The following is a 20,034-nucleotide window of genomic DNA, read 5'->3' as shown; positions in this document are numbered from 1 at the left end:
CCCGCCATGGGACGGTACGTCGTCCGCCGCCTGCTGCAGATGATCCCGGTGTTCATCGGGTCGACCCTGCTGATCTTCCTCATGGTGAACGTGATGGGCGACCCCATCGCGGGCCTGTGCGGCGACAAACAGTGCGACGCGGCGACGGCCGCCCAGCTCAAGAAGGAGTTCGGCCTCGACAAGCCGGTCTGGCAGCAATACCTGACCTACATGGGGAACGTCTTCACCGGCGACTTCGGCACCGCCTTCAACGGCCAGAAGGTCACCGAGCTGATGTCGACCTCGTTCCCGGTCACCATCCGGCTCACGATCGTCGCGATCCTCATCGAGATCGTCGTCGGCATCACGCTGGGCGTGATCACCGGGCTCAAGCGCGGCCGGCCCGTCGACACCGGCGTCCTCCTGCTCACCCTCGTCGTGATCTCCATCCCCACCTTCGTCACCGGTCTGCTGCTCCAGCTGCTCCTCGGCGTCCAGTGGGGCTGGATCAAACCGTCGGTGTCCACGGACGCCGGCTTCGACGAGCTGATCGTGCCCGGCCTGGTCCTCGCCTCCGTGTCGCTGGCGTACGTGACCCGGCTGACCCGTACGTCCATCGCGGAGAACCGCCGCTCCGACTACGTCCGCACGGCCGTGGCGAAGGGGCTGCCCCGCAGCCGGGTCATCACGCGCCACCTGCTGCGCAACTCCCTCATCCCCGTCGTCACCTTCATCGGCACCGACATCGGCGCCCTGATGGGCGGCGCGATCGTCACCGAGCGCATCTTCAACATCCACGGCGTCGGCTACCAGCTCTACCAGGGCATCCTGCGCCAGAACACCCAGACCGTGGTCGGCTTCGTCACCGTCCTGGTCCTGGTGTTCCTGGTGGCCAACCTGCTCGTCGACCTCCTGTACGCCGTCCTCGACCCCAGGATCCGCTATGCCTGAGCCCCAGCAGCCGGAGGGCGCGATCGCCGCGACCGGAATGGGCGGCGCGATGGACCTCGCGACGTCGGAGGGCGCGACGCTGGAGAAGGCAGCGGGCCCGGACGGCGGCGGCCCCTCCGACAAGCCCCGCTCCCTGTGGTCCGACGCCTGGCGCGACCTGCGCCGCAACCCCGTCTTCATCATCTCCGCCCTGGTGATCCTCTTCCTGGTCGTCATCTCCCTGTGGCCGTCGCTGATCGCCTCGGGGAACCCCCTGAAGTGCGACCTGTCCAAGGCCCAGGAGGGCTCACAGCCCGGCCATCCCTTCGGCTACGACGGCCAGGGCTGCGACGTCTACACGCGCACGGTGTACGGCGCCCGTACGTCGGTGACGGTCGGCGTCTGCGCCACGCTGGGCGTCGCCCTCCTCGGGTCGGTCCTCGGCGGCCTGGCGGGCTTCTTCGGCGGCTTCTGGGACTCGATCCTGTCCCGCACGACCGACATCTTCTTCGCGATCCCGGTGGTCCTCGGCGGCCTGGTGCTCCTGTCGGTCGTCACGAGCAGCACGGTGTGGCCGGTGATCGGGTTCATGGTGCTGCTGGGCTGGCCGCAGATCTCCCGCATCGCGCGCGGCTCGGTCATCACCGCCAAGCAGAACGACTACGTGCAGGCGGCCAGGGCCCTGGGCGCCTCCAACTCCCGCCTGCTGCTGCGCCACATCACCCCGAACGCGGTGGCCCCGGTGATCGTCGTCGCGACCATCGCGCTCGGCACGTACATCTCGCTGGAGGCCACCCTCTCCTACCTCGGCGTGGGCCTGAAGCCCCCCACGGTCAGCTGGGGCATCGACATCTCCGCGGCCTCCGCCTACATCCGCAACGCCCCCCACATGCTCCTGTGGCCGGCCGGAGCCCTCGCGGTCACGGTCCTCGCCTTCATCATGCTCGGCGACGCGGTCCGCGACGCCCTCGACCCGAAGCTGAGGTGAGCGGACGTGGGTGCGGAGTCCGGCGGGATCGGCTTCGCCGTCGTCCCGGCGGGCGCGGGGGCGCGCGGCCGGGGTGCGCTGCGGACGGTCCGTGCGGGAAGGCCCGGGCCGGCAGGCGCGGCATGTCCGGCTCTGCCGACGGCCCGCGCCGCGTCGTCGTGTCCGTGGTGTTGTCGCCGACGGGCGCCCCGCTCGCTCCTGTTCGCCCTGGGCGGCGCCGCCGTACCCGGTGCGAGCTCCGGAAGGGAGGTGGTCGGCCGGGGCGTCTGCCGGTGCGGCGGGGACGGACGCCCCGGGATTCAGCGCGCCAGGCCCGCTCGGCCGACCCCGCCCCGTCCCTCCCACCCGCGGCGCCACCGCCGACGCCCCGACCCGAAGCTGAGGTGAGTCGCCGTGTTGCTCGAAGTGCGTGATCTGCATGTGGAGTTCAGGACCAGGGACGGAGTGGCCAAGGCGGTCAACGGGGTCGACTACGGGGTCGACGCGGGCGAGACGCTCGCGGTGCTCGGGGAGTCAGGGTCGGGGAAGTCGGTCACCGCGCAGGCGATCATGGGGATCCTCGACATGCCTCCAGGAAGGATCACCGGGGGCGAGATCGTCTTCCAGGGCCAGGATCTGCTGAAGCTGAAGGAGGACGAGCGGCGCAGGGTCCGCGGCGCCGAGATGGCGATGATCTTCCAGGACGCGCTGTCCTCCCTCAACCCCGTGCTCTCCGTCGGCGACCAGCTCGGCGAGATGTTCGTCGTGCACCGGGGGATGTCGAAGAAGGACGCCCGGTCCAGGGCCGTCGAGCTGATGGACCGGGTGCGTATCCCGGCCGCCAGGGAGCGCGTCAAGGACTACCCGCACCAGTTCTCCGGCGGCATGCGCCAACGCATCATGATCGCGATGGCGCTCGCCCTGGAACCCGCGCTGATCATCGCCGACGAACCCACCACCGCCCTCGACGTCACCGTCCAGGCCCAGGTGATGGACCTGCTGGCCGAGCTCCAGCGCGAGTACAACATGGGGCTCATCCTCATCACCCACGACCTCGGTGTCGTCGCGGACGTGGCCGACCGGATCGCCGTGATGTACGCCGGCCGGATCGTCGAGCAGGCCCCCGTCCACGACATCTACAAGGCACCGGCCCACCCCTACACGCGCGGCCTTCTCGACTCCATCCCCCGTCTCGACCAGAAGGGGCAGGAGCTGTACGCCATCAAGGGACTGCCGCCCAACCTGATGAACATCCCGCCGGGGTGTGCCTTCAACCCCCGCTGCCCGATGGCCAGGGACGTCTGCCGCACCGACGTACCCCCTCTGTACGACGTTGACGACGGACGGACCAGTGCCTGTCACTTCTGGACGGAGTGCCTCCATGGTTGAGTCGATCCTGGAAGTGGGTGGACTGGTCAAGCACTACCCGTTGACCCAGGGCATCCTGTTCAAGAAACAGGTCGGTTCCGTCAAGGCCGTGGACGGTGTGGACTTCACGCTCGCCAAGGGAGAGACCCTCGGCATCGTCGGGGAGTCCGGCTGCGGCAAGTCAACCGTCGCCAAGCTGCTCGTCAATCTTGAGCGCCCCACGCAAGGGTTGATCAAGTACAGGGGCGAGGACATCACCAAGCTGTCCGGCAAGGCGCTCAAGTCGGTCCGCCGCAACATCCAGATGGTCTTCCAGGACCCCTACACCTCGCTCAACCCCCGTATGACGGTGGGCGACATCATCGGGGAGCCGTACGACATCCACCCCGAGGTGGCTCCCAAGGGCGACCGGCGCAGGAAGGTCCAGGACCTGCTGGACGTCGTCGGCCTCAACCCCGAGTACATCAACCGCTATCCGCACCAGTTCTCCGGCGGCCAGCGCCAACGCATCGGCATCGCGCGCGGGTTGGCCCTGCGCCCCGAGGTGATCGTCGCCGACGAACCGGTCTCCGCCCTAGACGTCTCCGTCCAGGCCCAGGTGATCAACCTCCTGGACCGGCTGCAGAGCGAGTTCGAGCTGTCGTACCTCTTCATCGCGCACGACCTGTCGATCGTGCGGCACATCTCGGACCGGGTCGGGGTGATGTACCTCGGACGGATCGTCGAGATCGGCCGGGACGCGGAGATCTACGACCATCCGACCCACCCCTACACCCAGGCGCTGCTGTCCGCCGTGCCGGTGCCCGACCCGGAGGCCCGCGAACACCGCGAGCGGATCATCCTCGCCGGTGACGTCCCGTCCCCGACGAACATCCCGTCCGGGTGCCGCTTCCGCACCCGCTGCTGGAAGGCGCGGGAGCGCTGCGCCCTTGAGGTCCCGGCGCTGGCGGTGCCGGCGGAGTTCCGGCTCCTGGACAGCCCGGCCGCGCACGACTCGGCCTGTCACTTCGCGGAGGAGAAGCAGGTCGTGCCGGTGGAGGGGGCGGAGTAACACGGCGGCAACTTGGCTGACCCGGTTCCGATATACGGACGCGTCAGTCTCTAGAGCGTACGGCCGTGCGGGTGCCGTAAGCGGGCCGGGACGCGCCATGTCGTCCCGGCCCGCTGCCGTGCCTAGGCCATCCCCAACGACCGCTTCAGGAAGTCCAGCTGAAGCCGCAGCAGGTTCTCCGCGACCGTCTCCTGCGGGGTCATGTGGGTCACCCCGGACAGCGGCAGCACCTCGTGCGGGCGGCCCGCGGCCAGCAGGGCCGAGGACAGGCGCAGGGAGTGGGCGACCACGACGTTGTCGTCCGCGAGGCCGTGGATGATCATCATCGGCCGGTGCGGCTCGACCGCGTCGACCAGGCCCTCGTCGCCGACCAGGGAGTTGCGGCGGTAGGACTCCGGCTGCTCGTCGGGGTGGCCGAGGTAGCGCTCCTGGTAGTGGGTGTCGTACAGGCGCAGATCGGTCACCGGGGCGCCGACCACCGCCGCGTGGAAGACGTCCGGACGGCGCAGTGCCGCGAGGGCGGCCAGATAGCCGCCGAAGGACCAGCCGCGGATCGCGACCCGGGACAGGTCGAGCGGGAAGTCCGCGGCGAGCGCCTGGAGCGCGTCGACCTGGTCCTGGAGGACCACCGCCGCGAGGTCGTCCCGGACGGCCTTCTCCCAGGCGGGGGAGCGGCCCGGGGTGCCCCGGCCGTCGGCCACGACCACCGCGAAGCCCTGGTCGGCGAACCACTGCGAGGTGAGGTGCGGGTTGTGCGCGGCGACCACCCGCTGCCCGTGCGGACCCCCGTACGGGTCGAGCAAAACCGGAAGGGGGCTGTCACCGGCGTAGTCCTGCGGCATAAGCACGGCGCACGGAATCCTCCGTGCGCCCCCCTCGGTCAGGGTCACGCGCGGGGTCAAACCGGGATCTTCTGCGTACGACGTGACGGTCGCCGTCTCCTTGCCGTCGCGCAGAACCCGCGCTCGGGCGCCCGGCCGGTCGAGCGCCGCCGACACCAGCACGGTCACGCCCCCGGCGCGCACCGCCGAGTGCACGCCGGGTTCCTGCGACACGCGCTCCACTCCGAGCTCGTTCACCCGGTAGACGTGCACCTCGCCGGTCTCCGGGGACTCGGTCGCCGTACCGGCCGACGCCGAGACCAGCACGTCGTCCGCGCCGACGTCCAGCACCGCGCGGACGTGCAACTGCGGTCCGGTCAGCGGCCGTTCGCCCACCGCGAGCACCCGCGCACCGCCCTCGTCGGCGATCCGCACGAGCTGTCCCGAAGGGCTCCAGCAGGGCACTCCAGGGAAAAGATCCAGCCAAATTGGATCTTCGTCCGCGTGCACCATCCGGGTCGCGCCGGACTCCGGGTCCACCGCCAGGTACAGCTGACTGCGCTGGTCGCGCGCCTGTACGAGCAGCAGCGGGGCACCCGCCGCTGACCAGTGCACATGGGCCAGATACGGATAGCGCACGCGGTCCCAGGAGACCTCCGTGCGCACCCCGTCCAGAGCGACCACGAACAGCCGTACGTCCGCGTTGGGGGTGCCCGCCGCCGGGTACGGGACGTGTTGTGGCTCACGCTCCGGGTGGGCCGGATCGGAGATCCACCAGCGCCGCACCGGCGTGTCGTCCACGCGCGCGACCAGCAGCCGGTCCGACCGCGGCGACCACCAGAAACCCCGTGACCGGCCCATCTCCTCGGCCGCGATGAACTCCGCGAGTCCGTAGGTGACCTGATCCGACTCCGGGGCGGCGAGCACCCGGTCGCCCTCGCCCTCGGCGCCCACGACCCGCAGGGACCCCTGGGCGACGTACGCGACGTGCCGTCCGTCGGGGGAGGGACGCGGGTCGATCACCGGTCCCGGGACGGGCAGTTCACGTGCCGTGCCGGCCCGCAGCTCCGCTGCGAAAAGCCGCCCTGACAAGGCGAAAGAGGCCAACTCGACGGCGGTGTCGGTGGCGTAGCCGACGATGCCGGCACCGCCCTCGCGGCTGCGTTCGCGACGCGCCCGCTCCTCGGGCGACAGGCGCTCCTCGGTGCCGCCCAGGAGGGCGCGCGGGTCGGCCGCGACGCGCTCCCCGCCGTCCGGCATGTCGAGCACCCACAGTGAATTGGCCCGGTCCGTGCCGGAGTTCGAGCGCAGGAACACGGCACGCGATCCGTCGGGCGCCACGCTGAACGCGCGCGGCGCGCCGAGCGTGAAGCGCTGGGTACGGGCGTGCCGGCGGGGAAAGGAGTCAGGCTCGGTCGTCATGCCCTGACCATATTGGCCATGCGCCCCCTTGTGCGGCCGTGCGCCGACGGATGCGCAGGCCCGGATAGTTATGATCACTACCGCATAGTGGGTATGAATCCGCTGGCTGCTGTATGGATTTATCTGCCCCCATAGTTCCGTTCCCGTCCGACCCCCCACGTCCCTGGGTTCTTTGGAGGTGAGCCGCCGTGGCACTCTCGATTTCGGCGGTGGTGCTGCTGGCGATCATCGTCTTCCTGCTGATCAAGAAGTCGGGTCTGAAGGGCGGTCACGCGGTCGTCTGCATCCTGCTCGGCTTCTATCTCGCGGCTTCCTCGATCGCCCCGACGATCAGCGAGCTGACGACGAACATCGCGGGCATGATCGGCAGTATCAAGTTCTGACACGGGCTGAGCGGGACTGTCGGTGGCTCCTCGTAAGGTGGGGCCATGACGGAACAGCCCGCTCGGCGCCTTCTCCTGGTGCACGCGCACCCGGACGACGAGTCGATCAACAACGGCGCGACGATGGCCAGGTACGCGGCCGAAGGAGCCCGGGTGACCCTGGTCACCTGCACCCTCGGTGAGCTCGGCGAGGTCATCCCGCCCGGGCTGCGGCACCTGACCGGCGCCGCCCTGGGCCAGTACCGGCTGGGCGAGCTCACCGCGGCCCTGCGGGCACTCGGCGTCGAGGACGCCCGCCTGCTCGGCGGCGCCGGACGCTACCAGGACTCCGGAATGATGGGCCTCCCGGAGAACGACGACCCGGCGTGCTTCTGGCAGGCCGACGTCGACGAGGCGGCCCGCCATCTCGTCGAGGTGATCCTCGATGTCCGCCCCCAGGTCCTCGTCACCTACGACGACCACGGCGGTTACGGCCACCCCGACCACATCCAGGCCCACCGCGTCGCCATGCGGGCCGTCGAGCTCGCCGCGGACGCCGGGTGGGAGATCCGGAAGGTCTACTGGAACCGCGTACCGCGCACGGTCGGCGAGCGGGCCTTCGCGCGCCTCCACGACGACCTGTCCGGACTCCCCTTCGCCAAGGCCGCCGCCCTCGGCGACGTACCGGGAGTGGTGGACGACGAGCGGATCACCACGCAGATCGACGGCACGGCGTACGCCGCCGCCAAGAGCGCCGCGATGACCGCGCACGCGACCCAGATCGACGTGTCGGGGGCGTACTTCGCGCTCTCCAACGAACTCGCGCAACCCCTCTTCACCACCGAGTACTACGAATTGGTGAGAGGGGAACACGGGGATACGAGGGAGAGCGACCTGTTCTCCGGGATCGAGGGCGCGTCATGAGCGACCGTACGTCGATGCTGGCCCAGCCCCTGCAGCGCCCCTCGGCCGGGCGGGCCGCCGCCTACCTCGGCCTTTTCCTGCTCGGCGCGGTGGTGGGAGCCGCCGGAGCGCTGGTGCAGGGCGGCTGGTTCCCGGGCGGACTGCTGCTGGCGCTGCTCGGCGAGGCCGGACTGCTGCTCGGGGGAGCACGCGCCGCCGGCAGCCGCGCCGGAGCCGTGGCGCCCGCCGGCGGCTGGATGATCGCCGTCATCTTCCTCACCACCAGCCGTCCGGAAGGCGACTTCGTCTTCGCCGCAGGAAGCGGCTCCTATCTCTTCCTGCTCGGTGGCATGGCTCTGGCTGTGATCTGCGCCACCCTTGGGCAGGGGCGGCAACCGGGCGGCGACGCCGTCCGACTTGGCAAGTGACGTACCACTTCTCCGCATCGCGCGCGTGCGAGTCCCGTGTGGGTTTCCCCAGCGGTCGTGGGATACAGGCCAGAAGTGGCCAGTATGGTGGTGCGCGCCGCCGACGCCCGAAGCAGTGAGGTCGAAACGGGCGGCGGAGCCAACCGGGAGAACCTGCCTTGAGTCGTGAAACTGACAGTCCGTCCTCCGGGCCCAACGGGCGCGGCGGAGCCGCCTACCCCTCGGGCACGCCGCCGTACGGGACGCCCATGGCTTCCGACGGCGGTCCGGACGCGGGCCGTTCGGCCGCGCGGCCGGAGGAGCGCAAGACCGAGACCACGCTGACGACCCGGATCCGGATCAACATCCCCGGATCGCGGCCCATTCCGCCGGTCGTCGTGCGCCAGCCCGTCGCGGAGACGGAGAGTTCCGCCGACAGCGGTCCCGAGCCCGAGGCGCCGACGCCGAGTCCCTCCTCGACCACCGGCACCGTCGAACTGCCCGCCGACCCCGCGGCGCCCGCCGCCGAGGAGAAGGCGAGCGACTGGTTCGCGCCACGCAAGTCCGGCCCCGCCAAGGGCGGTCCGGGTGGCGGCGCGACCAACGGGGCAGGTCTGCCGGGCGGTTCATCAGCAGGGACGCCGGGTGCGGACGGCGGCGCGGGCGGTGCGCGTCCGGGTGCCGTTGGTCCCGGTGCGGCCGCTTCTGGTGGGGGGCGTCACGGGGCCGGCCGGCCCGGTGGTGTGGTCGGCTCGATGAGCGTGCCGGGCGGTTCCCGCTCCGGCGGCGGCACCAACGGCGCCGGGCTCCCGGGCGCCACCGGCGGTCCGGTCGCCCCCGGCCACGGCGGCGGCACGGGCTCCTTCGACGTCACCGAGGCCCTGAACGCCGGCCAGCGCGGCACCGAACCCCGCCGCGACGACCTCCCGTACTTCGCGGAGAACGGCAACGGCACCGCCGGGCCGGACGGCCAGGCCGGCTACGGCGACCCCGGCGGTCCGAACGGTCAGAGCGGCTTCGGCGGCCAGGACGGCCCGAACACGCACGGCGGCTTCGGCACGCAGGGCGACCTCGGCGGTCCCGGCGGGCAGAACGGCCAGATCGACTACGGCGGCCAGGGCGGCGGCCAGATCGACTACGGCGGTGGCTACGGCGGACCGCAGGGCCCCGGCGGCCCGGGTGGGCCCCAGGGGCCCGCGGGCCCGACCGGCGGCCCGGTCACCGGCGACGGCCCGGTCGTGCCGCCCGCGGACCCCTTCGCCAGGGCCGAGTCCTTCGGCGGCGAATCGTTCAACGGTCCCGACGGCTTCGGCGGCCAGGGCGGTCCCGGCGGCCCGGGCAACGGCACACGCGGCGCGGGCGGCCCCGGCGGCCCGGGCGGCTCCCGCGGCCCGGGCGGCGGCCCGGGTGGCCCCGGCGGTTCCGGCGCTCCCGGCACCCTCGGCGGCCCGGGCGGCCCCGGAATCTCCGGCGGCCTCGCAGGCTCCGGTGCCCCCGGTGCCCCCGGTGCCCCCGGTGCCCCCGGAGGCCCTGGCGGTCAGCCCGGCCGGTCCGCTCAGCGCGGCCCCCGCACCCTCGGCGGCCCCGGCGCCGCCACCCCCGGCGGCACACTCGGCGGCGCTCCCGGCGCGGGCTTCGGGCCCGGCGGCGGTCTGAGCGACGACACCGCGATCCTCACCCCGCAGAAGCCGGCCCCCGGACCGGGCGCTCCCGGCTACGGCACCCCGGACAACGTCTCCGGGCACACCGTCACCAGCGGTATGCCGGTCGTCCCGTCAGGCACCCAGAACGCCCCCGGGCCGGGCACCGAAGGCCGTACGCCCCCGAAGCTGCCCGACACCGGGTCGCAGGAGGCTCCGGCCGCCTCGTCGAAGAAGAAGAAAAAGAAGGGCCGCAGCAAGCTGGCGATGGTCGGCGGCACCGTGGTCCTCCTCGGCGCCTGCGCCTACGGAGCCGGTCTGCTGATGAACCGCTCCGACGTCCCCAAGGGCACCACCGTGCTCGGCGTGGACATCGGCGGCGGGACCCGCGACGACGCCGTCAAGAAGCTCGACGACGCCCTCGGCAAGCGGATCGACGCGCCGCTGAAGCTGTCGGTCGGCGGTGACACCGTCTCGCTCAGGCCGGACCAGGCGGGGCTCCAGCTCGACGACCAGGCCACGGTCGCCGCGGCCGCGAAGAGCGACTACAACCCGGTCTCCGTCATCGGCTCCCTCTTCGGCAACCACCGGGTCGTCGACCCGGTCATGCCGGTCGACGAGGAGAAGCTCCAGGCGGCCCTGCAGAACGCCTCGGGCGGCACCGGCTCGGCGACCGACGGCACGATCAAGTTCGTGGGCGGCAAGGCCGTCGCCGTGTACGGCAAGGCCGGCAAGGGCATCGACGTCGCCAGGTCGACCACCGCGGTCGAGGAGGCGTACCGCACCCAGGTGGAGACCGGCACCGCCGGCTCGGTCACGCTCCCGACGACGACCAAGCAGCCGACGATCTCGAACGCCGAGGTCGACCGGATGATGAAGGACTTCGCGGAGCCCGCGATGTCCGAGATCGTCATCATCAAGACCGACGCGACGCACAGCATCAAGTTCGGCTCGCTGTCCCTGCCGAAGATCCTGGGCTTCAAGGCGGTCGACGGCAAGCTCGTGGAGACGTACAACCTCGAAGCGCTCAAGGAGGCGTACGGCACCACCTTCGCGGGCGTGCAGATCAACGGCGCGAGCGGCAAGCGCGACGTCCTGCCCGAGGACGTGGCCTCCGCCCTGCGCAAGGCCCTGCGCGGCAAGACGCCGGCCGAGCGCATCGTGGCCATCGACACGAACCCGAGCTGACCGCTCGGAGCACCGCGCCCCGGAGTGCCGCAGACATGACATCTGTCATGCGGCACTCCGGACGGCCGACACTGCCCGCCACCGTGCGCGCGAAGCCACCATGGGCGCATGACAACGACAGCCCCGGTGGTCGCCTTCGACCAGGTGAGCAAGGCATACGGCGAGGTACGCGCCGTGGACGGACTGGCCCTGACCCTGCGCCCGGGGGAGACCGTGGCGCTGCTCGGCCCCAACGGCGCCGGCAAGTCCACCACCCTCGATCTGCTGCTCGGCCTCAAGCAGCCCGACAGCGGCAGCGTCCGGCTCTTCGGCACCACCCCGCGTGAGGCGATCGTCGCCGGACGCGTGGGCGCGATGCTGCAGAGCGGCGGACTGATGGACGAGGTCACGGTCGCCGAGCTGGTCCGCCTCGCCTGCGATCTGCACCCGAAGCCGTACAAGCCGAACGACGTCCTCGCCCGCGCCGGGATCGCCCAGATCGCCGACCGCAAGGTCAACAAGCTCTCCGGCGGCCAGGCCCAGCGGGTCCGCTTCGCCCTCGCGACCGCGGGCGACAGCGACCTGATCGTCCTGGACGAGCCGACGACCGGCATGGACGTCACCACCCGCCAGGCATTCTGGGCCACCATGCGCGAACAGGCCGACCAGGGCCGTACGGTCCTCTTCGCCACCCACTACCTGGAGGAAGCGGACGCGATCGCCGACCGGGTGCTGGTGCTGCACCGGGGCCGCCTGCTCGCCGACGGCACCGCCGCCGAGATCAAGGCCAAGGCGGGCGCCCGCAGGATCGCCTTCGACCTGGAGGGCACGATCGACGAGGGGCCGCTGCGCGACCTCCCCTTCCTCACCTCCGTGGACATCTCCGGCCAGACCGTCCGCATCCAGTCCACCGACGCCGACGCGACCGTCCACGCCCTCTACGGCCTCGGCGTCTACCCCCGCAACCTCGAAGTCGCCGGGCTCGGCCTGGAGCAGGCCTTCGTCGCCATCACCGAGGCCGAGGAGGCCAAGCAGTCATGAACAGCCTGATCAAGCTGGAACTCGTCCGCGCCCTGCGCAACCGCAAGTTCCTGTTCTTCTCGGTGCTGTACCCGTCGCTGCTGTTCCTGATCATCGCGGGCGGCTCCGGGACCACCGACAAGGTCGACGGGACCGGCCTGACGGTCGCGACCTACATGATGGTCTCGATGGCCTCCTTCGGCGCCCTGACCGCCGTCCTGATGGGCAACAGCGAGCGCATCGCGAAGGAACGGGAAGGCGGCTGGGTACGGCAGTTGAGGCTGACCCCGCTCCCGGGCCGCGGCTACGTCCTCGCCAAGACCGCGAGCGCGGCCGTGGTGAGCCTGCCCTCGATCGTGGTCGTGTTCGTCGTCGCCGCGGTCGTGAAGGACGTACGCCTGGACGCCTGGCAGTGGCTCGCCCTCACCGGCGCGATCTGGGCCGGAAGCCTCGTGTTCGCCGCGCTCGGCGTGGCCATCGGCTACCTCGCCACCGGGGACGCGGTCCGCCCGATCACGATGATCACCTACTTCGGGCTCTCGATGCTGGGCGGCCTGTGGATGCCGGCGACGACCTTCCCGCAGTGGCTCCAGGACATCGCCAAGTGGCTGCCCACGCACGCGTACGCTGCCCTCGGGCAGGCCATCGAACAGAGCCGCGCCCCGCACGCACAGGACATCGCCATCCTGGCCGTCTCCTTCGCCCTGTTCGCGGGCGGCGCGGCCTGGCTGTACCGGAAGGACACGTTGAAGGCGTGAGCGGCACCGGCGTCGGGATCGGGCAGCGCCCGGAGACCCGCAAGCAGATGATGGTCAAGATGCTGTGGACGGGCATCTGGCTGGTCTATCTGAGCGCGCCCGTCTCGGACCTCCTGCACGGCGGCCACGGCGTCACGGCCGTGGTGCTGGGATGGCTCGGCCTCGCGGGATTCGTCGCCTGGTACCTGGCCCTGCTGTTCAGGACCGGCCGCCGCAACGCCCAGGACTTCGTGCTCGTCTCCCTCGCGGTCCTCTCCGCCGAGTCGACCCTGCTCGTCCTCACCCTGGGCCGCGAGTGGCTCGTCCTGTTCGTGTACGTGTCGATCGCGTCCGGCGCGGCCCTGCCGCTGCGGCTCGCCCGCTGGAGCATCCCGGCCGCGTCCGCCCTGATGGCGGGCCTCGCCCTGGTCGTCGCCGACGGCTCGGACTACATCGGCGCCCTGCTCATCCCGGCCCTGCTCGGCGGCTTCGCGATGACCGGGGTACGTGAACTCGTCCGTACGGCCATCGAGTTGCGCGAGGCGCGGGCACGGGTCGCCCAGCTCGCCGCCAACGAGGAGCGGCTGCGGCTGGCCCGCGACCTGCACGACCTCCTCGGCCACTCCCTGTCCCTCATCACCCTGAAGAGCGAGCTGGCGGGCCGGATGCTCCCCGCCCACCCCGACAAGGCGGCCCAGCAGGTCGCCGACATCGAACAGGTCAGCCGCCAGGCCCTGGTGGACGTCCGCGAGGCCGTCTCCGGCTACCGGCGCCCCCGGCTCGCCGCGGAACTCGCGGGCGCCCAGGTCGCCTTGACGGCCGCCGGAGTCACCGCCACGCTGCCCGCCGAACCCGACCTCACCGGCGTTTCCGAGGAGAGCGAGGCGGCCCTCGCCTGGGCCCTGCGCGAGGCGGTCACCAACGTCGTACGGCACAGCGGCGCCCGCGGCTGCACGGTCGAGCTGCTGCGCCGCCAGACCCTCGACGGGCCGCGGCTCGAACTCACCGTCGAGGACGACGGCTCGGGCGGCGCGGGCAACGCCCCCGGCAACGGCCTGACCGGTCTCACCGAACGCCTGGAGAAGGCCGGCGGCACCCTGGAGGCCGGCGGCACCCGGCACGGCTTCCGGCTGGTCGCCCGTGTGCCCGCCGGTTCCGCGGCCGACGTAGGATCCGCCTCATGACGAGCCGCACGATCAAGGTCCTGCTCGCCGAGGACCAGTCGATGGTCCGCGAGGCCCTGGCCGCCCTGCTCGGCCTGGAGGACGACATCGAGGTCGTCGCCCAAGTGGCGCGCGGCGACGAGGTTCTGGCGGCGGCCCGCGCCCACGACATCGACGTGGCCCTCATGGACATCGAGATGCCGGGCGCCACGGGCATAGAGGCGGCGGCACAGCTCCACAAGGAACTCCCGGCCGTCAAGCTGGTCATCCTCACGACCTTCGGCCGCCCCGGCTACCTCCGCAGTGCCATGGAGTCCGGCGCGGACGCCTTCCTGGTCAAGGACGCCCCCGCGGCCCAACTCGCGGACGCGGTACGCAAGGTGCTCGCGGGGGAGCGGGTCATCGACCCCACGCTGGCGGCAGCGGCACTGGCGGAGGGCGCGAACCCGCTGACGGACCGGGAGAAAGAGGTCCTGCGGGCAGCGGCGGACGGTTCCACGAACGCGGAGTTGGCGCAGACCCTCCACCTTTCCCAGGGCACGGTCCGCAACTACCTCTCGACGGCGATTCAAAAACTGGCGGTACGGAACAGGGCGGAGGCAGTCCGGATCGCGAGAGAGAAGGGCTGGCTGTAAGGGCCTTCAGGGGCGCGGGGCTGTGTCAATATGCGGCTCCGCCGCGCGGGCGCGGCAAGCCCCCACCCGGCCGCAGGCGCCGTGCAGCGGTCAGTTCAACCTCGCTCGCGCGGCCCGCGCCTGCTGTCGCAGACGCCCCGCCGCCGCCTCATCCACCGCAGCCACCACCCCCGCATACGCCTCCAACTCCCCGGCCCCCTCGACGAAGTCCCCCCGCTGCACCAGCAACTGCGCCCGCTCGTACCGCAGTCGCGCCGGATGTGAAGGCAACAGCAAGGCCAGCTCCACAGCCCACAGCCCCACATCCGACCGCTCCGGCCGGGCCGCCGCCCACGCCCGCACGTTGTTCAGGATCCGCTGCACCACGTCCAGGGTCCGCGCGGGCACCAGCATCGACGGCTCCAACGAGCCTCCCGTGGCCCCGGCCACCAGCAGCTCGGCGTCGGCCCCCGCCAGCACCCGCCCCCCGTCGAACGGATCGGCCAGCACCTGCTCCTCGGGCGGCCCGAACCCGACCACGAAGTGCCCCGGCAGAGCGACCCCGTACACCGGAGCTCCCGCCCGCCGGGCCACCTCCATCCACACCACGGACAGCAGGATCGGCAGCCCACGCCGCCGCCCCAGCACCTCGTGCAGCAACGAGGACTCCAGCCGCTGGTAGTCGACAGCCGCACCCCGGAACCCCCGCCGGTCGCCCAGCAGTTCCCTCAGCGACACCGCCCATGACCGCGGGCCGCCCGGCCGGAACGGCAACTGCCCGGCGAGTTCGTCCAGTTCGATCTGGGCCGCGTCGATGCCGGCCTCGTCGAGCGTCCCGTCGGCCTGCGCGCCCACGAGCAGGCACAGCGCGGACAGATCGGGCCGCTCGGACCGCGCCTCTTCGGCGAACCGCCTCCGGAGCTCGGCGGAACGCTCGGGCGAGGGCGGACAAGGAGGATTCGGGGGACGCATAGCTGGCTCGTGCCCTTTCGCGGCGATCGCTACTACCGCGCCCCGCCGGAGACGTCCGGCTCGCGGTAGTGGTGGTAGGCGTGGTGCGCGGTGAACCCCATCCGGCCGTACAGCGCCCGCGCACCGGTGTTGTCCGACTCGACCTGGAGCCACGCGGCCGACGCCCCCTCGTCGAGGGCGCGCTGGGCCAGCGCGGCCATCACGGCCGAGGCGAGCCCCCGTCGCCGTAGCGCGGGATCCACCTCGACCGCCGCGAACCCGGCCCACCGCCCGTCGACGACACACCGCCCGATCGCGGCGGGCGCTCCCTCACCGGGGACGGTCGCGAACCACACCGAAGGGCCGCTGCCCAGCACCCGCAGGGCCACTTCGCTCACCCCCTTGCGCTGATAACGCGCCAGCCAGCCCTCGTCGGCCTCCCGGGACAGGGCCACGCCTTCCTGGGAAGCGTCCGCGACCGGTGCCAGCGCCCCGGTCCACAACTCCGCCGTCACCTCCCGCGTCCACCCGCGCGCCTCCAGCTGAGCGCACAGCACCTCCTGGGTGCCCGCGGCGCCGGTCGCGGTCTGGACGTACGCCGGCAGACCGCGCTCGCCGTACCAGCGTCGTACGGCGGCCAGGGCCTCGTCGAGCGGCAGGCCGGGGTCGCCGAGCGGGAGGACGGAGTTGGCGCGGCGGGTGAAGCCGGCGGCGGCGCGCAGCTCCCACTCGCCGAGCCGCTCGCTCTCCACGGGCTGCCAGCCGCGCGCGGTGATCCGGGCCAGTTCCTCGTACGAGGCGGCCGGGCCCCGCCGACGGGCCGGCTCGGCGGGCACCAGCTTGCCCGCGACCAGCGCGGATTCCGGAATGCGGACGCTCTCGCCGTCCCGGCGCGTGATCATCAGCACACCGCCGTCCCATGATGTGAGAACACCCACCGTGTCGGTGAACTTCTCCTGCGTGACGCCGGTTTCGTTCAGGTGCCGTACGGATACCCGTTTTCCCACGTCAGCTGCGGAGATACGGACGACGAGACGTCCCGCGGCGGAGATTTCCACAGGTCAGTTCACCCCTCCTGTTCGGATCATGCCCAGGAACGGAGATACTAGGGGCGGGCATCGACGACGCCGCGCTCCCGCGCGCCAGGCGGCGGAGCCTGAGGAGGCCCGCCAGCGCCCTATGGAGGAGGAACGACAGCGTGACCTACGTCATCGCGCAGCCTTGTGTCGACGTGAAGGACAAGGCCTGCATCGAGGAGTGCCCGGTCGACTGCATCTACGAGGGCTCCCGGTCCTTGTACATCCACCCGGACGAATGCGTCGACTGCGGTGCCTGTGAGCCGGTCTGCCCGGTCGAGGCGATCTTCTACGAGGACGACACTCCGGACGAGTGGAAGGACTACTACAAGGCGAACGTCGAGTTCTTCGACGAGCTCGGCTCGCCCGGCGGCGCCAGCAAGCTGGGGCTGATCGAGCGGGACCACCCGTTCATCGCCGCGTTGCCGCCGCAGGCATAGTCGTCCGCATCAGCGGCCCGCACCTCGTGCCGCCTCGGTCCCGTACGGCCTGATCACCTCCGATCGCGGCCGTACGGGACCGAGGCGTTTGCCGTACGACCCGAAAGTGAGCCCGAAAGCCGTGTCCGCAGTCTCCGACCGCCTTCCCACCTTCCCCTGGGACAAGCTGGAGCCGTACAAGAAGACGGCCGCCGCGCACCCCGGAGGCATCGTCGACCTGTCCGTCGGCACCCCGGTCGACCCGGTGCCGGACCTGATCCAGAAGGCCCTGATCGGCGCGGCGGACTCCCCGGGCTACCCGACGGTCTGGGGCACCCCGGCGCTGCGCGACGCGATCACCGGCTGGGTCGAACGCCGTCTCGGCGCCCGCGAGGTCACCCACCGCCACGTCCTGCCGATCGTCGGCTCCAAGGAACTCGTCGCCTGGCTCCCGACCCAGCTGGGCCTGGGCCCGGGGGACAGGGTGGCGTACCCGCGCCTGGCCTACCCGACGTACGAGGTCGGCGCCCGCCTCGCCCGCGCCGACTACGAGGTGTACGACGACCCGACCGAGCTGGACCCGGCGGGCCTGAAGCTGCTGTGGCTCAACTCCCCGTCGAACCCGACCGGCAAGGTGCTGGCCAAGGACGAGCTGACGAGGATCGTCGCCTGGGCCAGGTCGCACGGCATCCTGGTCTTCTCCGACGAGTGCTACCTGGAGCTGGGCTGGGAGGCCGACCCGGTCTCCGTCCTGCACCCGGACGTCAACGGCGGCTCCTACGACGGCATCGTGGCCGTCCACTCCCTGTCGAAGCGGTCCAACCTCGCGGGCTACCGCGCGGCCTTCCTGGCGGGCGACCCGGCGGTCCTGGCGCCCCTGCTGGAGATCCGCAAGCACGGCGGCATGATGACGTCGGCGCCGACCCAGGCCGCGGTGGTGGCGGCCCTGGGCGACGACACGCACGTGTGTGAGCAGCGCGAGCGGTACGCGGCCCGCCGGACGCTGCTGCGCGAGGCCCTGGTGAAGCACGGCTTCCGCATCGAGCACAGCGAGGCCAGCCTCTATCTGTGGGCCACGCGGGACGAGTCCTGCTGGGCGACCGTCGCCCACCTGGCCGACCTGGGCATCCTGGTGGCGCCGGGCGACTTCTACGGCGTGGCGGGCGAGCGGTTCGTGCGCGTGGCGCTGACGGCGACGGACGAGCGGGTGCGGGCGGCGGTCGAGCGCCTGGCGTGACCCGCTGCGGACAGGGCGAAGGGGCCCGGGGAACTCCCCGGGCCCCTTCGCCGCGTCCGCGAGGTACTAGCCGAGCGGGAGGCTCTTCACCGGCAGGGTGTCCGCCGACGGCAGGCCGCCGCCCTTGGCGAGGGAGCCGGTCGGCAGGCCGCCCTTCGTCGCCGTGGACGTCGTGTCGCCGAGGAGGCCCCCGGCGGAGCCCGCGGCCTCGCCGGCCGTCTTCTGCGCGACCGGCGTCGCCTTCTTCACGGCCTTGCCGCCGACCTTGCCCGCGGACGGCACGGCCTTCTCGACCGTCTTGCCACCGGTCTTGCCCGCGGTCCCGGCCAGGTTCTGCGCCGCGCCGTCCACCGTGTTGCCGACGTGCGCCCCGTCCAGAGCGGTCAGACCGCCGAGGTTCGGAGTGGCGGGCAGCGCGGCGGGGGCCGCACCGGCCGAGCCGGCCGCACCGACCCCGGCGGCCGCTCCGGCAGCGACGAGCAGCGCGGCACGGGCGATCCTGCGGGTCAGGGGGAGGGACATGTTGCTCCTTCGACGGAGGAAACGTTGCTAGGACGCCGTGACTACCGCTCGAAGCCGACGAAGGTTGCGGACGCGCAACGTAAAGAGTTGGCAATGCGTCGCATTATCGCCTGCGGATAAAAACGGGCAAAAGGCTTCCGGTGCGAAAGTCCGTCGAATCCTCGCGGCCCTTTGTTCTCAAGGGTTTTGGCGGATACGGGGGTGACGCGGCGAAAACCTGCGCACACCCGCTCCCGCGGTGGCCGGACGTGACCCTTCCAGGTGATCTTCCGAACTACCGTGCCGTCCGTATCCGCACCGAGCCCGTGCCGCCCTCGCCCTCCACCGTCCGCCACTCGCTGTCCGTGGTCCCGGCCGTCCACCGCCGCCCGGCGTACGAGACCTGCTCGATGCGCAGGGCCGAGGAGTTGGCGACGGCCCAGTGCGCGAGCTGCCAGCCGCGTTCGGTGACGCTGCGGCCGGAACCCGGGCCGGTGGCCTCGCGCACGGGCAGGGTCACGGTGCGCGCGTCGCCCTCGGTGGGCGTCGGGCTCGGCTCGGCCTTGCCGCCCACCTCCGCGGCGGTGGTCTCCAGCGCGTCCCGTCCGAAGTCCCGTACCAGGGCCGACCGCACCGCGTCGGGGCCGGTGGCGGTGGGCTGCGTGCCCGCAGTGGCGGCCTGGGCGGTCCGGGCGGTGTCCTGGCGGCCGTCACAGGTCAGGGAGGCCGCGGAGGCGCCGGTGAGGGCGGCGGCGAGCACGGTGGCGTCCGGCTCGTGCTTGGCGTACGCCTCCGGGTAGCCGCTGCGCTGCACGCGCTGGGCGGCGACGGTCAGCGGGAGGTCCTGGTAGCCCTTCACCTTGACCAGGTGCTTGTAGAACTCGCCCGCCGCGTACGCCGGGTCCAGGATCTCCTTCGGGGTGCCCCAGCCCTGCGAGGGCCGCTGCTGGAACAGGCCGAGGGAGTCACGGTCGCCGTGCGAGATGTTGCGCAGCCCCGACTCCTGGAGCGCGGTGGCGAGCGCGATCGTCACGGCCCGCTCCGGCAGCCCGCGTCCGGTGCCGACGGCGGTGATCGTCGCCGCGTTCACCGCCTGCTCGGGCGTGAACTCGTACGACGGCCCGTCCGCCTTGCCCGAGACGACTCTGCAGACCGGACCGCCCGAGCCTCCGGTGACGTACTGCACCACGAGGTAACCGGCGACCGCGCACAGGACCACGAGGGCCGCCGCGAAACGGAGGAGGCGGCCACGGCGCTTGCGAGTAGGGGGCAACGGCTCTGGCATCCGGACAAGATACT

Annotated in this window: 19 protein-coding genes; 14 read left to right on the top strand and 5 right to left on the bottom strand. The window is 71.9% G+C overall.

Annotated elements, in window-relative coordinates; all coding sequences use genetic code 11:
* Positions 1-6 precede the first annotated feature (6 nt).
* The 4 genes from ACFYZ8_RS12580 (at position 7) to ACFYZ8_RS12565 (ending at position 4,295) form a co-directional block, all read left to right on the top strand.
* Entirely contained in the window at positions 7-930 is a 924-nt protein-coding gene (locus tag ACFYZ8_RS12580; protein ID WP_359030179.1) for an ABC transporter permease, read from the top strand.
* Positions 923-1,897: an ABC transporter permease gene (locus ACFYZ8_RS12575; protein ID WP_388534806.1), complete on the top strand. Its 975-nt coding sequence runs from the start codon at positions 923-925 to the stop codon at positions 1,895-1,897. The genes ACFYZ8_RS12580 and ACFYZ8_RS12575 overlap by 8 nt, the downstream gene beginning before the upstream one ends.
* Before the next feature lie 393 nt (positions 1,898-2,290).
* A complete protein-coding gene (locus ACFYZ8_RS12570; RefSeq protein WP_359030181.1) occupies positions 2,291-3,265 on the top strand; it encodes an ABC transporter ATP-binding protein in 975 nt (324 codons plus the stop codon).
* The gene (locus tag ACFYZ8_RS12565) at positions 3,258-4,295 is read left to right on the top strand and encodes an ABC transporter ATP-binding protein (RefSeq protein ID WP_388534802.1); all 1,038 of its coding nucleotides are present in this window, start codon (positions 3,258-3,260) and stop codon (positions 4,293-4,295) included. Before ACFYZ8_RS12570 ends, ACFYZ8_RS12565 begins: the two co-directional genes overlap by 8 nt.
* A gap of 122 nt (positions 4,296-4,417) precedes the next feature.
* Here ACFYZ8_RS12565 and ACFYZ8_RS12560 read toward each other — a convergent pair whose 3' ends face one another.
* Positions 4,418-6,538 carry a prolyl oligopeptidase family serine peptidase gene (locus tag ACFYZ8_RS12560; RefSeq protein ID WP_388534799.1) on the bottom strand — a complete coding sequence of 707 codons (2,121 nt, stop codon included), beginning with the start codon at positions 6,536-6,538 and terminating at the stop codon, positions 4,418-4,420.
* Positions 6,539-6,726: 188 nt separating this feature from the next.
* Between ACFYZ8_RS12560 and ACFYZ8_RS12555 the strand changes: the two genes are divergently transcribed.
* The 8 genes from ACFYZ8_RS12555 (at position 6,727) to ACFYZ8_RS12520 (ending at position 14,572) form a co-directional block, all read left to right on the top strand.
* Positions 6,727-6,921, top strand: coding sequence for a hypothetical protein (locus ACFYZ8_RS12555; RefSeq protein WP_031041890.1), 195 nt, complete (start codon positions 6,727-6,729; stop codon positions 6,919-6,921).
* A gap of 45 nt (positions 6,922-6,966) precedes the next feature.
* A complete protein-coding gene (gene mshB, locus ACFYZ8_RS12550) occupies positions 6,967-7,824 on the top strand; it encodes an N-acetyl-1-D-myo-inositol-2-amino-2-deoxy-alpha-D-glucopyranoside deacetylase (protein ID WP_388534795.1) in 858 nt (285 codons plus the stop codon).
* Entirely contained in the window at positions 7,821-8,231 is a 411-nt protein-coding gene (locus ACFYZ8_RS12545; RefSeq protein WP_359030185.1) for a DUF6113 family protein, read from the top strand. The genes mshB and ACFYZ8_RS12545 overlap by 4 nt, the downstream gene beginning before the upstream one ends.
* Positions 8,232-8,389: 158 nt before the next feature.
* On the top strand, positions 8,390-11,038 hold the full coding sequence (locus tag ACFYZ8_RS12540) for a hypothetical protein (RefSeq protein WP_389049802.1): 2,649 nt from the start codon (positions 8,390-8,392) through the stop codon (positions 11,036-11,038).
* 108 nt (positions 11,039-11,146) lie between these two features.
* The gene (locus tag ACFYZ8_RS12535; protein ID WP_388534789.1) at positions 11,147-12,058 is read left to right on the top strand and encodes an ABC transporter ATP-binding protein; all 912 of its coding nucleotides are present in this window, start codon (positions 11,147-11,149) and stop codon (positions 12,056-12,058) included.
* Positions 12,055-12,795, top strand: a complete 741-nt coding sequence (locus ACFYZ8_RS12530; RefSeq protein ID WP_359030188.1) for an ABC transporter permease — start codon at positions 12,055-12,057, stop codon at positions 12,793-12,795. The genes ACFYZ8_RS12535 and ACFYZ8_RS12530 overlap by 4 nt, the downstream gene beginning before the upstream one ends.
* The gene (locus ACFYZ8_RS12525; RefSeq protein WP_359030189.1) at positions 12,792-13,958 is read left to right on the top strand and encodes a histidine kinase; all 1,167 of its coding nucleotides are present in this window, start codon (positions 12,792-12,794) and stop codon (positions 13,956-13,958) included. Before ACFYZ8_RS12530 ends, ACFYZ8_RS12525 begins: the two co-directional genes overlap by 4 nt.
* A complete protein-coding gene (locus tag ACFYZ8_RS12520) occupies positions 13,955-14,572 on the top strand; it encodes a response regulator transcription factor (RefSeq protein ID WP_359030190.1) in 618 nt (205 codons plus the stop codon). Before ACFYZ8_RS12525 ends, ACFYZ8_RS12520 begins: the two co-directional genes overlap by 4 nt.
* Before the next feature lie 90 nt (positions 14,573-14,662).
* Here ACFYZ8_RS12520 and ACFYZ8_RS12515 read toward each other — a convergent pair whose 3' ends face one another.
* Together ACFYZ8_RS12515 and ACFYZ8_RS12510 are read right to left on the bottom strand one after the other, a co-directional pair.
* Entirely contained in the window at positions 14,663-15,523 is an 861-nt protein-coding gene (locus ACFYZ8_RS12515) for a transglutaminase-like domain-containing protein (protein WP_388534784.1), read from the bottom strand.
* A 32-nt stretch (positions 15,524-15,555) separates the two neighbouring features.
* Complete coding sequence (locus ACFYZ8_RS12510; protein WP_388534781.1) at positions 15,556-16,560, bottom strand: GNAT family N-acetyltransferase; 1,005 nt, start codon at positions 16,558-16,560, stop codon at positions 15,556-15,558.
* Between the two features lie 140 nt (positions 16,561-16,700).
* Here ACFYZ8_RS12510 and fdxA point away from each other — a divergent pair, with 140 nt between their 5' ends.
* Positions 16,701-17,018 carry a ferredoxin gene (fdxA, locus tag ACFYZ8_RS12505; protein ID WP_007384503.1) on the top strand — a complete coding sequence of 106 codons (318 nt, stop codon included), beginning with the start codon at positions 16,701-16,703 and terminating at the stop codon, positions 17,016-17,018.
* Positions 17,019-17,139: 121 nt separating this feature from the next.
* Positions 17,140-18,234: a bifunctional succinyldiaminopimelate transaminase/glutamate-prephenate aminotransferase gene (locus ACFYZ8_RS12500; protein ID WP_388534778.1), complete on the top strand. Its 1,095-nt coding sequence runs from the start codon at positions 17,140-17,142 to the stop codon at positions 18,232-18,234.
* Positions 18,235-18,300: 66 nt separating this feature from the next.
* On the opposite strand, the gene ACFYZ8_RS12495 is transcribed toward ACFYZ8_RS12500, so the two are convergent.
* Together ACFYZ8_RS12495 and ACFYZ8_RS12490 are read right to left on the bottom strand one after the other, a co-directional pair.
* Complete coding sequence (locus tag ACFYZ8_RS12495; protein WP_359030195.1) at positions 18,301-18,756, bottom strand: ATP-binding protein; 456 nt, start codon at positions 18,754-18,756, stop codon at positions 18,301-18,303.
* A 274-nt stretch (positions 18,757-19,030) separates the two neighbouring features.
* On the bottom strand, positions 19,031-20,020 hold the full coding sequence (locus ACFYZ8_RS12490) for a heavy metal transporter (RefSeq protein ID WP_359030196.1): 990 nt from the start codon (positions 20,018-20,020) through the stop codon (positions 19,031-19,033).
* Positions 20,021-20,034 lie beyond the last annotated feature (14 nt).

This window comes from Streptomyces sp. NPDC001668 (genome assembly GCF_042893155.1).
Classification (GTDB): Bacteria; Actinomycetota; Actinomycetes; order Streptomycetales; family Streptomycetaceae; genus Streptomyces.
The sequence above is the reverse complement of the archived record's forward strand: the minus strand, read 5'-3'. Positions and strand labels throughout refer to the sequence as shown.